General features: G+C 71.0%; 8 protein-coding genes and 3 pseudogenes. 7 read left to right on the forward strand and 4 right to left on the reverse strand.

Going from position 1 to position 14,514, the window contains the following annotated elements:
- Positions 1–32: 32 nt before the first annotated feature.
- From H537_RS0132860 to scpC, 4 genes are all read right to left on the reverse strand, one after another.
- Entirely contained in the window at positions 33–500 is a 468-nt protein-coding gene (locus tag H537_RS0132860; RefSeq protein ID WP_029001278.1) for a hypothetical protein, read from the reverse strand.
- A 201-nt stretch (positions 501–701) separates the two neighbouring features.
- Positions 702–980 carry a hypothetical protein gene (locus tag H537_RS0132865; RefSeq protein ID WP_029001279.1) on the reverse strand — a complete coding sequence of 93 codons (279 nt, stop codon included), beginning with the start codon at positions 978–980 and terminating at the stop codon, positions 702–704.
- Positions 981–1,060: 80 nt separating this feature from the next.
- Positions 1,061–2,032 carry a bestrophin family protein gene (locus H537_RS0132870; protein ID WP_029001280.1) on the reverse strand — a complete coding sequence of 324 codons (972 nt, stop codon included), beginning with the start codon at positions 2,030–2,032 and terminating at the stop codon, positions 1,061–1,063.
- Positions 2,033–2,173: 141 nt separating this feature from the next.
- Entirely contained in the window at positions 2,174–3,694 is a 1,521-nt protein-coding gene (gene scpC, locus H537_RS0132875; protein WP_029001281.1) for a succinyl-CoA:acetate CoA-transferase ScpC, read from the reverse strand.
- A gap of 120 nt (positions 3,695–3,814) precedes the next feature.
- On the opposite strand from scpC, the gene H537_RS0132880 reads away from it, so the two are divergent.
- The 7 genes and pseudogenes from H537_RS0132880 to H537_RS54670 all read left to right on the forward strand — a co-directional run.
- Entirely contained in the window at positions 3,815–4,771 is a 957-nt protein-coding gene (locus H537_RS0132880; RefSeq protein WP_043461100.1) for a LysR substrate-binding domain-containing protein, read from the forward strand.
- A gap of 531 nt (positions 4,772–5,302) precedes the next feature.
- Positions 5,303–5,875: pseudogene (locus tag H537_RS56930) on the forward strand (DUF3466 family protein); the annotation flags it as partial.
- Positions 5,876–5,926: 51 nt separating this feature from the next.
- Positions 5,927–6,019: pseudogene (locus H537_RS56935) on the forward strand (PEPxxWA-CTERM sorting domain-containing protein); the annotation flags it as partial.
- A 346-nt stretch (positions 6,020–6,365) separates the two neighbouring features.
- Entirely contained in the window at positions 6,366–8,273 is a 1,908-nt protein-coding gene (gene glgB / locus H537_RS46860) for a 1,4-alpha-glucan branching protein GlgB (RefSeq protein WP_051243998.1), read from the forward strand.
- Positions 8,233–10,602: an alpha-1,4-glucan--maltose-1-phosphate maltosyltransferase gene (locus H537_RS0132895; protein WP_084151128.1), complete on the forward strand. Its 2,370-nt coding sequence runs from the start codon at positions 8,233–8,235 to the stop codon at positions 10,600–10,602. The genes glgB and H537_RS0132895 overlap by 41 nt, the downstream gene beginning before the upstream one ends.
- A gap of 7 nt (positions 10,603–10,609) precedes the next feature.
- Positions 10,610–13,936 carry a maltose alpha-D-glucosyltransferase gene (treS, locus tag H537_RS0132900; RefSeq protein ID WP_051244001.1) on the forward strand — a complete coding sequence of 1,109 codons (3,327 nt, stop codon included), beginning with the start codon at positions 10,610–10,612 and terminating at the stop codon, positions 13,934–13,936.
- 69 nt (positions 13,937–14,005) lie between these two features.
- Positions 14,006–14,514: pseudogene (locus H537_RS54670) on the forward strand (hybrid sensor histidine kinase/response regulator); the annotation flags it as partial.

Genomic DNA, 14,514 nt, shown 5'->3' on the forward strand with positions numbered 1-14,514 from the left:
GGGCCTGGGGGTGGCGCGTGTCGCAGGGCGGCCTACTTCCGTTTCTTGCCCTCTTCCTGCGGCCACAGCCCCTGCTCCGTGTGCACGCACTTCTGCGCGACGCATTCGAGCCGCCACAGCCCGCCGGAGGGCGTGCACGAGGCCGTGGCCCCGGCCGCCACCGTGGCGTGCACCTGCTGCGCCAGCACGTTGTAGTCCGCCGCCGCGGCCCGGGCCGCCTTGGCCGTGGCCGAGACCAGCGAATACGTCTTGTGCGAGACGCCGGTGCACTGCCCCAGGCTCTCGAAGCGCAGCACGGCGCACTGGTCCGCGCTCTTGCAGGGGCCGCTGGCGGCGAGCCCTTCCGCCTCCCGCCGCTTGGCCGTGGCGGCCTCGGCCAGGTTCTCGTACTCGCCGGCGGCGGAGGCGTGATCCCCTGGCGTGCCCGGCGCCCCTACTGCCGCCGTGACGGCGCCCAGCAGCGCGAGCGAGGCCAGCGTGGCCGAAATCCTGAAGTTCATGCCCTTCTCCCTCAGTGACGCTTGCGTCTCCCCGGCGCCGTCGCTCCAGCGGCCGCCGGTCCCCTCACGGACACCGGCCTCGCGGACCGGTGCTACCTGTGTCAGGTCGTTTGAACCTGCTACAGCCCGTTAAATATTCACGCCATCATCGCCAAGCGCGAGGGCTGGGGCAAGCAGTCTTGTGGCGGGCAGGCCGGTTTCTCAGTCGCTCGTATTCCCTGCTCCGCCGCGCACCTCGTCCACGCCGGGACGGCGCAGCGGCTCGCGTCCGCCGGGGCCACTGGAGTCGCGCCCGCCCACCGTGCCGGCGCCGGTGTCGCGCGTGCCGCCACCGACGACGGGGCCGCCGTCGTCGCTGCGCTCCTCGGGCGACACCGCGTCGGGCGACACGGGGTTGAGCGCGCCGACTTCCGCTTCGCCGGCCGGGTGGCGCTCGGGCGCGCCGGTGTCGTTGCTGGATTCGTTCCGGGTGGTGGCCATGTCTGCTGTCCTTGGGGTCCTTGGTTGGCCCAGGATGCGGCAAGGCCGGTGCCCGGAACGGGACCGCGGCGGCGCGTCGCTCAGCGCAGCAGGTACTGGTCGTCCGGCCGCAGCAGCGCCGGCGGCGTCTCGCCCAGCAGCTCGCGCAGGCTGGACTCGATGCCCACCACCATCGCGTCCAGCGCCAAGTCGTTGGGCTGCGTGCCGAAGGGCTCCTCGATCTCGTCGCTCAGCGACTCCAGCGCGAAGAAGGTGTAGGAGACGAAGCCCACCACCAGCGGCGTCATCCAGCCGATGCTGTCCACCAGCCCGAAAGGCAGCAGGAAGCAGTAGCAGTAGGCGCTGCGGTGCAGGATCACCGAGTAGGTGAAGGGCAGCGGCGTGTTGGCGATGCGCTCGCAGCCGCCCAGCAGGCCCATGAGCCGGTCCAGCGACTCCTCCATGGGCAGCGCGAGCATGGCGTCGAGCCGGCCCTGCGCGCGCCACTCGCGCAGGCGCTGCCCCAGCCACAGCCCCACCGCCTGCGGCGCGTGGCGCAGCCCGGGCAGGCGCTGCAGCAGCTCCTCGGGCAGCAGCGCGGCCAGCCCGCTGTCGGCCGGCTGCGCGCGCAACTGGTTGCGCATCGAGGCCGCGAAGCCCGCCAGCGCCAGCACGAAGGCGCGCACGTCGGCGTCCACCGCCGGCGCGGCGGCGGCGTCGGTCGGGCGCGGCGCGGAGGGCACCGAGGCCACGGGCGGCTGCACCAGCGTGAGCGCGTGGCGCGCGAGGTTGCGCGTCTCGACCAGCACCCCGCCCCAGAGCTTGCGCGCCTCCCAGTAGCGGTCGTAGCTGGCGTTGATGCGAAAGCCCAGGAAGATCGCCAGCGACACGCCCATGAGCGAGAACGGCGCGGCAGTGAGCGTGACCTTCCAGTGGAAGAGCGTCCCGTGCGCGGCCACGACCGCGATGGACAGCGCATAGACGAAGGCCAGCTGGCCGGCGATGCGCGGCATCAGCGAGCCGCGGCGGGCGAACAGCAGTCCGACCCAGCTCGGACGGGGGCGGACGATCATGCGAGCTTCATTCCCGGTTCAGAACGCGCAAGGGCGGGCCGCCCGGCCGCGCGCGGCATGCGCCGCGGCCGGATCAGGCCCGCGAGGGACAGGAGCGCCGAATCTAACGGGCTGCCGTGGAGGGGGAAGCGGAATGCGCCCTCAGGCGCTCCCCATGCGCTGGCCGGCCTGCGCCTGCAGGTGCCAGTCGAAGGCTTCGCGCAGCAGGTGCGGCGTGTGGCGGCCGCTGCCGGATTCCAGCGCGCGGCGCACGTAGTCGCGCAGCAGCGGCTTGAACTCGGGATGCGCGCAGTTCTCGATGACCAGCTGCGCGCGCTGCTTGGGCGAGAGCCCTCGCAGGTCGGCCAGGCCCTGCTCGGTGACGATGACCTGCACGTCGTGCTCGGTGTGGTCCACGTGCGAGGCCATGGGCACGATGCAGGAGATGGCGCCGTTCTTGGCCGTGGAGGGCGTCATGAAGATGGACAGCCAGGCGTTGCGCGCGAAGTCGCCCGAGCCGCCGATGCCGTTCATGATCCGCGTGCCGTGCACGTGCGTGGAGTTGACGTTGCCGTAGATGTCGGCCTCGATCATCCCGTTCATGGCGATCACGCCCAGGCGGCGCACGATCTCCGGGTGGTTTGAGATCTCCTGCGGGCGCAGCACGATGCGGCTGCGGTAGAAGTCGATGTCGCGCTGAAACTCGGCCAGCGCCTCGGCGCCCAGCGACAGCGCGGTGGCCGAGGCCGAGCGCAGCTTGCCGCTGCGGAGCAGCGCCAGCATCCCGTCCTGCAGCACCTCGGTGTAGGCCGTGAGGTTCTCGAAGGGCGCGTCCTGCAGCCCGGCCATCACGGCGTTGGCGATGTTGCCCACGCCCGACTGCAGCGGCAGCAGCTCGCGCGGCAGCCGGCCCTTCTTCACCTCGTGCTGCAGGAACTCGATGATGTGGCCGGCAATGCGGCGCGAGCTCTCGTCGGGCGGCGTGAACTTGGTGTCGCGGTCGCGCGCGTGGGTCTCGACCACCGCCACCACCTTGGCCGGGTCGCAGCGGAAATAGGGCTCGCCGATGCGGTCGTCGGGCTTGACGAGCGGGATGGGCAGCCGCTGCGGCGGCAGGTGCGTGCCGTAGTAGATGTCGTGCATGCCCTCCAGGCCCGGCAGCAGCGTGCCGTTGACCTCCAGGATGATGCGGTCGGCCTGGTCCAGCCAGGTCTTGTTGTTGCCGATCGAGGCGGCGGGAATGAGGCGGCCGTCCTCCAGGATGCCCGCCACCTCCACCACCGCGACGTCCAGGTGGCCCAGGAAGCCGGACCACACGAACTGCGCCACGTGCGAGAGGTGGATGTCCAGGTACTCCATGCGGCCGGCGTTGATGCGCTCGCGGCACACGGGGTCGGACTGGTAGGGCAGCCGCAGCTCGATGCCGTCCACCTGCGCCAGCGCGGCGTCGAGCTCGGGCGCGGTGGAGGCGCCGGTCCACACGCCGACCTTGAAGGGCTCGCCGTCGCGGTGCGCCTGCGCGATGCGCTGCGCCAGCGCCTGCGGCACGGCCTTGGGATGGCCCGAACCGGTGAAGCCGCTCATGCCCACGTTGTCGCCGGGCCGGATCAGCGCCGCCGCCTCCTGCGCGGACATCAGGCGCTGGCGAAGGGTGGAATTCAGGACGCGGCTTGGGTCGCTCATGGTGCGGCGGTCTCTCAGGGGCTCGGAAAAGGTTGATGGGGCGGCCGGTGTGACTCTAGGTAACGGCGGCGGCGGCCACAAACGAGCTTTGGTGAGGCGACGCTTAAGCAATACTTATCCATGACCTTGCCCGCCCGACTGCCGCCCCTGCACCTGCTGCGCACCTTCGAAGCCGCCGCCCGCCACCTGAGCTTCACCAAGGCGGCGCAGGAGCTGCACGTGACGCCGGCAGCGGTGAGCCAGCAGATCAAGGCGCTGGAGGAGGCGCTGGGCGCGCCGCTGTTCCAGCGCCTCACGCGCGCGCTGCGCCTGACCGACGCGGGCGCCGCGCTGCTGCCCGGCGTCACCGACGCCTTCGGCACGCTGGCGGCAGCGGTGGAGCGGGTGCGCGCCACGGGCGCCACGGCCACGCTGGACCTGGCCGCGCCGCCCTCCTTCGCCAGCCACTGGCTGGTTCCGCGGCTGGACGACTTCTGCCGCCGCCATCCGGGCATCGAGCTGCGCCTGTCCAGCGGGCTGGACGCGGTGGAGCACGGTGGCGAGGCCTCGGCGCTGGAGCGGCTGCGCGCGCGCTCGGACGATGCCGTGCACCACCTGGCCATCGTCTTCGGCGCGGGCAGCCACCCCGGCTGGCGCGTGGACACACTCTTCATGCCGCACTACCTGCCGGTGTGCACGCCGGCGCTGGCGCAGGCGCTGCACGAGCCGGCGGACCTCGCCGGCTGCACGCTGATCCACGACGAGACGCTGGCCGGCGCCGGCGGGCCGCTGGGCTTTGGCTGGCCGCAATGGCTGCAGGCCGCGGGCGTGCGCGGGCCCGACGGCACGCGGCGCCAGCGGCGCTTCGCCAACGCGGTACTGGCCATCGGCGCGGCCCAGGCCGGCCAGGGCGTGGCACTGGGGGCGCGGGAGCTGGTCGCGCCGCAGCTCGCGGCCGGGGCGCTGGCGGCACCTTTCCCGCTGGCAGTGGCGGCGCCCTTCTCCTACGCCCTGGTCACGCCGCAGCGCATCGCCGCGCGGCCGGCGGTGGCGGCGCTACGGGAGTGGCTGGTGGAGCAGGCGGCGGCGCCACGGTGACGGCGGGCTGAACCTCCGTTGCAACGCATACCGCGCGTTGCCGACTTGGCCTGGGTGCTGCGGATATGAACGTGGCGCGTGGCCCCGTCCATCCTGGCGCGGCCCACGCTCCCCACGGAGGCGCGCATGCAGTATCGAGCCGTTTTCCTGGCCCTCGTCGCGACCGCGGCCCTGATGCCGCCCGTCGCACGGGCCGTCCCGCAATACCGGGCCGAGGTGGTCGATTCCCGCGGCGGCACCTCGGCCGCGGACCTCAACAACCGCGGCGAGGTGGTCGGCTACCGCTACAACTACAGCCAGCGCGGCATCAGCACCTACGTGTTCCGCGACGGCCGCCTGCGGCTGCTGGACATCCCCGGCCTCGACGTCCATGGGGGGATAGGCATCAACGACCACGGTGCCGTCACCGGCTGGGGCGGCTCCTCGACGCCGGGCGACCCCGGCTACGCCTTCCTCTATCGCAACGGGCAGCTCGGCGACATCAGCGGCGCCCTGGGTCCCAACACCGCGGGCGAGACCGGCACCCGGGGCATGGCGATCAACAACCTCGGGCAGGCGGCGGGCATCGCCAACTACCAGCCCTTCTATTTCGACGGGCAGGCCAGCCACGCCCTGCTGCGGCAAGGGCAGCGCTTCGAGGGCGAGGTCGCCGACATCAACGCGCAGGGCGTGGTGGTCGGCTACGAGCGGGTGCCGGGCCCCGTCACCTCCAGCGCGGCGGCTTTCGTGGCCCGCGACGGCGTCGCCACCTGGCTGCCGACGCTGGGCGGCACGGACTCCATCGCCCACGGTATCAACGACCGCGGGCAGATCGTCGGCACCTCCACGCTGGTGCCAGGCTCGGCGTCCTTCGCCCCCTTCCTCTACAGCAACGGCCAGATCACGAACCTGGGCTCGCTGAGCACCTTGCAGGGCGGAAGCGCCAACGACATCAACGAGCGCGGCTGGGTGGTCGGGCATTCGCGCGAGAACAGCGGCCTCGATGCGGGATTCCTGTACCGCAACGGCACCATGCTCGACCTCAACGGGCTGCTGCGCACCGAGGACGCCGCGCTGTGGAACGTGGTGGAGGCGACCAAGATCAACGACCGCGGCCAGATCCTCGCCATCGCCGAGTCGCTCGACGATCCACGCCGCATGTTCAGCCTGCTGCTCAGCCCCGTGCCCGAGGCCCAGACCTGGGCATTGATGCTGGCGGGGCTGGGCGTGGTCGGCGCCGTGGCCCGGCGACGCCGCGCAGCGGACTGAAGGCTGCCGTTCTCGATCTCAATGCCCGCGCCCTGGGCCGCGCGTGTGCGTCGCGCGGCCCGGACCTGTCGCGGGCTGCGGGCGCCATGACAGGCCGGGAGTGCGGCCAGCCGGGCAAGCCTCGTGCTTTTCCCGGGCCTGACACGAGCGTCTGGTAACACCTCCAGCCCGGCGTGGGCACACGCATTGCGATACGGCGGGGCCCTATCGAGCGCAAGGACGTTCCGCATGCCGCCCTACTCGCCCCCGCCGTATGCCGCACCGCAGCACGACACTTGGTGCATCTTGCTCGCCACCGCCCGCGGTGGAACGAATGGCCGCAAAAACGCACCGGGAGCCTCGCGCCATGTGGGGTGAGCAGGACCGCTACCTCTTCCGCGAGGGCACGCACGCCAGGCTGTACGAGCACCTGGGCGCACGGCTGGACGAGCAGGGCGTCGTGCACTTCGCGGTGTGGGCGCCCAACGCGCAGCACGTGAGCGTCATCGGCGACTGGAACGGCTGGAACCCCGAGGCCGACCCGATGGCGCAGGACGACGACGGCGGCGTGTGGCACGTGAGCGTGGGCATCGCGCAGCCCGGGCAGCGCTACAAGTACCGCATCGTCGGGCACGGCGGCTACGTCATCGACAAGGCCGACCCGATGGCGCTGCAGACCGAGCTGCCGCCGGCCACCTCCTCGCGCATCACGCGGCTGGACTACGAGTGGCGCGACCAGGCCTGGATGCAGCAGCGCGCGCAGCGCAACGCGCTCGACGCGCCCATCTCCGTCTACGAGGTGCACGTGGGCTCCTGGCGCCGCCCGGACGGCGCGCCCATGGGCTGGCGCGAGCTGGCCCGCGCGATGGCCGAGTACGTGCAGCAGCTGGGCTTCACGCACGTGGAGCTGATGCCCATCACCGAGCATCCCTTCTACGGCTCCTGGGGCTACCAGACCACGGGCTACTTCGCGCCCACGGCCCGCTACGGCTCGCCGCAGGACTTCATGTACTTCGTGGACCACCTGCACGAGCACGGCATCGGCGTGATCCTGGACTGGGTGCCCTCGCACTTTCCCACCGACGCGCACGGGCTGCAGTACTTCGACGGCACGCACCTCTACGAGCATGCCGACCCGCGCCAGGGCTTCCACCCCGAGTGGAACTCCAGCATCTTCAACTACGGCCGCGGCGAGGTCAGCAGCTTCCTGATCAGCTCGGCCCTGTTCTGGCTCGACCGCTACCACATCGACGCGATCCGCGTGGACGCGGTGGCCTCGATGCTGTACCTGGACTACGCGCGCCGCGACGGCGAGTGGATTCCCAACGTCCACGGCGGCCACGAGAACCTGGAGGCCATCGCCTTCCTGCGCCGGCTCAACGAGGCGGTGTACCGCCAGTTCCCCGACGTGCAGACCATCGCCGAGGAGTCCACCGCCTGGCCCATGGTCTCGCGCCCGACCTCCATGGGCGGCCTGGGCTTCGGCATGAAATGGAACATGGGCTGGATGCACGACACCCTGGCCTTCATGCAGGAAGACCCGGTGCACCGGCGCTACCACCTGGGGCGGCTGAGCTTCTCGCTCATGTACGCCTTCAGCGAGAACTTCGTGCTGCCGCTCTCGCACGACGAGGTGGTGTACGGCAAGGGCTCGCTGATCAACAAGATGTCCGGCGACGACTGGCAGCGCTTCGCCAACCTGCGCGTGCTGCTGGGATGGATGTGGACGCACCCGGGCAAGAAGCTGCTGTTCATGGGCGGCGAGTTCGGCCAGTGGCGCGAGTGGACGCACGAGGGAGAGCTGGACTGGGGCCTGACGCAGCAGCCCCAGCACGCCGGGCTGCAGCGCCTGGTGTCCGACCTCAACGCGCTGCTGCGCAACGAGCCCGCGCTGCACGAGCTGGACTTCAGCTGGGAAGGCTTCCAGTGGCTGGAGGCGCAGGACGCCGAGCGCACGCTGCTGGCCTTCCTGCGCCGCCCGGCGCGGCGCGACGCCAAGCCGCTGCTGGTGGCCTGCAACTTCACGCCCGTGCCGCGCGAGAACGTGCTGCTGGGCGTGCCGGCGCGCGGCGTCTGGCGCGAGCTCCTCAACACCGATGCCCAGGTCTACGGCGGCTCGGGTTGGGGCAATTTCGGACGCATCGAATCCTCGCCGCTGCCCGCGCACGGCCAGCTGCATTCGATCCGCGTCGTGCTGCCGCCTCTGGCGGTCCTGGTTCTGCGGCACGAGAGTTATGGCGAAAACACCCTCCAAGTCCCCGAATCCCGAGGCTGAGGCTGAGGCCGAGGTCCGACCCGCGCGCAAGCGCAGCAGCGCGCCGCGCAAGACGGCCGCCACGACCGCGGCGGCGCCGCTTTCAGCCGGCGAGCTGAGCGCGGGCGCACCGCCGCCCGCGAAGAAGACGCGAGCGCGCAAGACGGCCTCACCGGCGGAGCCGATCGCGGCAGCCGCGGGCCAGGCCGCTGCGGCCGCCGCCGCGGCGGTGGCGCCGCTGGCGCTGGTGCCCGGCCCCGCGCCGGGTGCGCCCGCGGGCAGTCCGGCCGGCGACACCCTGCGGCCCCCGGCCGGCCCCGGCGAGGCCTCGCTGCCGCCGCCCGAGGACGGGCGGGTGCGCGTGATCGTGGACGCGGTGGTGCCGCAGATCGACGGCGGGCGCTTCCCCGGCAAGTGCATCGCCGGCGAGCCCTTCACGCTGTCGGCGCATGCCTTCACCGACGGCCATGACCGCCTGCGCGTGCAGCTGCACTGGCGCGCCGAGGGCGAGCCCGGCACGCACCAGGTCGAGATGGCGCAAGGCCACAACGACGAGTGGCATGCGCAGGTGTGCTTCCCCCGGCCCGGCAGCTACCACTTCGGCGTCACGGCCTGGGTGGATGGCTTGCGCTCCTGGCGCCACGACTTCAACCGCCGCGTGGACGAGGCCGACATCCGCATCGCCGCCAAGGTCGGCGCGGAGCTGATCGAGGGCGCCGCCGCGCGTGCGGAAAGCGGCGAGGCCGCCACCACCGGCGACGCGCAGACGCTGCGCTCCTGGGCGCAGCAGCTGCTCCAGGAAGCCGACACGGCCGACCCCGAGGACCTCAAGGCGCTGGCGCTGGATGCGCGGCTCACCGAGCTGGCCGACGAGTACCCCGACAAGCGCTTCGCGGAAAGCTTCCCCGAGCGGCCGCTGTTCGCCGACCGCCTCAAGGCGCGCTTCTCCAGCTGGTACGAGCTGTTCCCGCGCTCGGCCTCCGACGAGCCCGGGCGCCACGGCACGTTCAAGGACGTGATCAAGCGCCTGCCCTACGTGGCCTCGATGGGCTTCGACGTGCTGTATTTCCCGCCCATCCACCCGATCGGGCGCGAGAAGCGCAAGGGCCCGAACAACACGCTCAACGCCGGGCCCGACGACGTGGGCAGCCCCTGGGCCATCGGCGCGGAGGAAGGCGGGCACAAGAGCATCCACCCGCTGCTGGGCACGGAAGCCGACTTCGCCGAGCTGGTGCAGGCCGCCAACCGGCTGGACATCGAGATCGCGCTGGACATCGCGCTGCAGTGCGCGCCGGACCATCCTTACGTCAAGGAGCACCCGCAGTGGTTCCGCTGGCGTCCGGACGGCACGGTGCAGTACGCCGAGAACCCGCCCAAGAAGTACCAGGACATCTACCCGTTCAACTTCGAGACCGAGGACTGGCAGGCGCTGTGGCGCGAGCTCAAGAGCATCTTCGACTTCTGGATCGAGCGCGGCGTGACCATCTTCCGCGTGGACAACCCGCACACCAAGAGCTTCGCGTTCTGGGAGTGGTGCATCGCCGAGATCAAGCGCGATCACCCGGAAGCGATCTTCCTGGCCGAGGCCTTCACGCGGCCGAAGGTGATGCACCGCCTGGCCAAGCTGGGCTACAGCCAGTCCTACACCTACTTCACCTGGCGCAACACCAAGAGCGAGCTCATCGAGTACTTCACCGAGCTGGCGCACGGCAGCGGCTACCACTACTTCCGGCCCAACGCCTGGCCCAACACGCCCGACATCCTCAACGAGCACCTGCACCATGCGCCGCGCTCGGTGTTCATGCAGCGCCTGGTGCTGGCCGCCACGCTGTGCTCGAACTACGGCATCTACGGCCCGGCTTACGAGCTGATGGAGAACCGCCCGGTGAAGCCCGGCAGCGAGGAATACCTGGACTCCGAGAAGTACCAGCTGCGCCACTGGGAGCTGGAGCGCGAGGACTCGCTGCAGTGGTTCATCGGGCTGGTCAACCGCATCCGGCGCGAGAACCCCGCCCTGCACGACAACCGCTCGCTGCGTTTCATGCCCATCGACAACGAGCGCATGCTGGCCTATGCCAAGCGCACGCCGGACGGGCGCAACACGGTGCTCACGGTGGTTAACCTCGACCCCGACAACATGCAGTCCGGCATCGTGGACGTGAACCTGCAGGCGCTGGGCATCCTGCCCGACACCGACTACACCGTGCACGACCTGCTGAGCCAGCAGCGCTTCACCTGGCGCAACGGGCCCAACTTCGTGCAGCTCGATCCCAGCCATGCGCCCGCGCACATCTTTGTGGTGCGCCAGCAGCGGCGCAGCGAGCGCGACTTCTTTACCTTCGAAGGCTGAACCCCGCATGGACGCACGCCGTCTTTCCATTCCCGAACCGCTGGCGCAGGAGGCCGCGGCCGAGCAAAACGGCCTCTGGTACAAGGACGCCGTCATCTACCAGCTCAACGTCAAGGCCTTCTTCGACTCGAACGACGACGGCGTGGGCGACTTCAACGGCGTCACGGCGCGGCTGGACTACGTCAAGGAGCTGGGCGTCAACACCATCTGGCTGATGCCCTTCTACCCCTCGCCGCTGCGCGACGACGGCTACGACATCGCCGAGTACAAGAGCATCCACCCCTCCTACGGCACGCTGGCCGACTTCCAGCGCATGCTCGACGCCGCGCACGAGCGGGGCCTGCGCGTGATCACGGAGCTGGTGATCAACCACACCTCCGACCAGCACCCGTGGTTCCAGCGCGCGCGCCGCGCCGCGCCCGGCACGCCCGAGCGCGACTTCTACGTCTGGAGCGACACCAACCAGAAGTACCAGGGCACGCGCATCATCTTCACCGACACCGAGGTCTCCAACTGGACCTGGGACCCGGTGGCCAACGCCTACTTCTGGCACCGCTTCTTCTCGCACCAGCCGGACCTCAACTTCGACAACCCGCTGGTGATGGAGGCGGTGCTGGACGTGATGCGATTCTGGCTGGACATGGGCGTGGACGGCTTCCGGCTCGACGCCATCCCGTACCTGGTCGAGCGCGAGGGCACCAACAACGAGAACCTGCCGGAGACGCACGACCTCATCAAGCGGCTGCGCGCGGCGCTGGACGCGGAATACGGCGGGCGCTTCCTGCTGGCCGAGGCCAACCAGTGGCCCGAGGACGTGCGCGAGTACTTCGGCGACGGCGACGAGTGCCACGCCTGCTACCACTTCCCGCTGATGCCGCGCATGTACATGGCCATCGCGCAGGAGGACCGCTTCCCGGTGGTGGAGATCATGGGGCAGACGCCGGAGATCCCGCCCACGTGCCAGTGGGTCATTTTCCTGCGCAACCATGACGAGCTCACGCTGGAGATGGTCACCAGCCGCGAGCGCGACTACATGTACAACACCTACGCCGCGGACAAGCAGGCGCGCATCAACCTGGGCATCCGCCGCCGCCTGGCGACGCTGCTGGACAACGACATCGACCGCATCCAGCTGATGAACAGCCTGCTGATGTCGATGCCGGGCAGCCCCATCGTCTACTACGGCGACGAGCTGGGCATGGGCGACAACGTCTACATCGGCGACCGCAACGGCGTGCGCACGCCCATGCAGTGGAGCCCGGACCGCAACGCCGGCTTCAGCCGCGCCGACCCGCAGCGGCTGTACCTGCCGCCGATCATGGACGCCATCTACGGCTACCAGGCGGTCAACGTGGAGTCGCAGCAGCGCGACCCATCCTCGCTGCTGCACTGGATGCGCCGGCTGCTGGCGGTGCGCCAGTCCACGCAGGCCTTCGGCCGCGGCACGCTGCGCTTCCTCAAGCCCGGCAACCGCAAGGTGCTGGCCTACCTGCGCGAGCACGAAGGCGACGTGATCCTGTGCGTGGCCAACCTGGCGCGCACGGCGCAGCCGGCGGAGCTGGACCTGGCGGCCTTCAAGGGCCGCGTGCCGGTGGAGATGATGGGTCGCACCGCCTTCCCGCCCATCGGCGAGCTGCCCTACCTGCTGACCATCGCGGCGCACGGCTTCTACTGGTTCCGGCTCAGCGAGGACGCCGAGGCACCGGCGTGGCACACCGAGCTGCTGCCCTCGGAGGAGCTGCCGGTGCTGGTGCTCTCCGCCGGCTGGCAGAGCCTGTTCCCCGAGCAGGTGGGGCCGTGGCGCGCGGCGCTGGCCACGCGCACGCGCAACCAGTTCGAGACCGAGCTGCTGCCGCGCTTCATCGAGGGCCAGCGCTGGTACGCCAGCAAGGGCGTGCGCATCGCGCGCGCCACGCTGGTGGACCACTGGCTGTGGCAGCGCGAGGACGAGTCCTGGATGATCCCGCTGCTGGAGCTGCAGGGGCTGCCGGAGGCGACGCACTACTTCGTGCCGCTGTCGCTGTCGTGGGAGGAGCGCGACGAGGAGCGCACCCGGCTGCTGGCCGTCAACGCCGTGGCGCGCGTGCGCCAGCAGGCGCAGCTGGGCGTGCTGGGCGACGCCTTCGGCGACGAGCGCTTCGTGCGCTCGGTGCTGGCCACCATGGCCGACGACACCTCGCTGCCCACGAACCACGGCCGCATGAACTTCCGCGGCAGCCCGCTGCTCAAGGCCTTCGCCGACACCGGCGAGCTGCCCACGCTCCCGATCGGGCGGCCGCAGGCACAGAGCAGCAACACCATGGTGCAGATCGGCGAGCACCTGATGCTCAAGGGCATCCGCCGCCTGCGCCCGGGGCACAACCCGGAGCTGGAGGTCACGCGCTTCCTGACCGAGGTGGCGCGCTTCCCGCACTGCGCGCCGCTGGCGGGCTCGCTGGAGTACGTGGCCGCCGACGGCACGCCGGTGACGCTGGCGGTGCTGCAGGGCTTCGTCGCCAACCAGGGCGACGGCTGGACGCTGGGCACCGAGTACCTGCGCCGCCACATGGAGATGCGCCGCGGCGAGCCCGAGGGCGAGGACGCGCACACCGCCTTCGAGCAGCGGGTGCAGACGCTGGGGCGGCGCACGGCCGAGCTGCACCAGGCCTTCGCGTTGCGCACGGGCAACATGGCTTTCGACCCCGAGCCGATGACCGAGGACGACGTGCAGGCCGACCTGCAGCGCGTGCGCGAGGAGCTCATGCGCAGCCTGGAGCAGCTGCAGGCGCGGCTGCTGCAGCTGCCGGCCCTGGCGCAGCCGATGGCGCAGTCGCTGCTGCAGCACCAGGCCGGGCTGCACCGCCACCTGGCCACGCCGGCGCTGCCGCCCATGGCGGCGAAGACGCGCCACCACGGCGACTACCATCTCGGCCAGGTCCTGGTGACGAAGAACGACTTCGTGATCATCGACTTCGAGGGCGAGCCCGGGCGCAGTCTGGAGGAGCGCCGCGCCAAGCGCTCGCCGCTGCGCGACGTGGCCGGCATGCTGCGCTCCTTCGACTACGCCGCGCTGTCGGCCCTGCGCTCGGCCGCCACCAGCGAGGCGGAGCAGCTGCAGCTCGCGCCCATGGCGCGGCACTGGCAGCAGGCGTCGCGGCAGCAATTCCTGCGCGGCTACGATGAAGTGGCGCGCAAGGCAGAGCTGGTGGAGGCCGGCGGCGACGGCAGCGCGCTGCTGTCGCTCTACGAGCTGGAAAAGGCCCTGTACGAGCTGCGCTACGAGCTGGACAACCGGCCGGCCTGGGTCCACATCCCGCTGCAGGGATTGCTGGACCTGGCGGGCGTGAAGACCTAGCCCCGCCCGACGGGCGCGCCAGTGCAGCGCGTCCGGGGGCGCGGCGTCACGGAAGTGAAGGAAGGCACGATGAAGATCGCCGACGACCCCAACCTCTTGCCAGCCGACGAGCTGTCGGCACTGCTGGTCGCGCTCACCGAGCTGCGCGACGGCAACGCGCAGGTGCGGCTGCCGCTGAACTGGACCGGCGTGGCCGGGCGCGTCTCCGACGTGTTCAACGAGGTGGTGGAGCAGAACGCCCACATGGCGCGCGAGCTGGCGCGGCTGCGCCAGGGCGTGGGCCGCGAGGGCCGGCTGCGCCAGCGCGCCTCGGTGCGCGCCTCGCGCGGCTTCTGGGCCGACTCGGTGGAGTGCATCAACGCGCTCATCGACGACTTGGTGCACCCCACCTCCGAAGTGGCGCGCGTGATCGGCGCGGTGGCGCAGGGCGACCTCTCCAAGAGCATGGCGCTGGAGGTGGACGGCCGGCCGCTGGAGGGCGAGTTCCTGCGCGCGGCCAAGACCATCAACACCATGGTGGAGCAGCTCAGCGACTTCTCCGCCGAGGTCACGCGCGTGGCGCGCGAGGTGGGCACCGA

It is taken from the genome of Azohydromonas australica DSM 1124, assembly GCF_000430725.1.
Classification (GTDB): domain Bacteria; phylum Pseudomonadota; class Gammaproteobacteria; order Burkholderiales; family Burkholderiaceae_C; genus Azohydromonas; species Azohydromonas australica.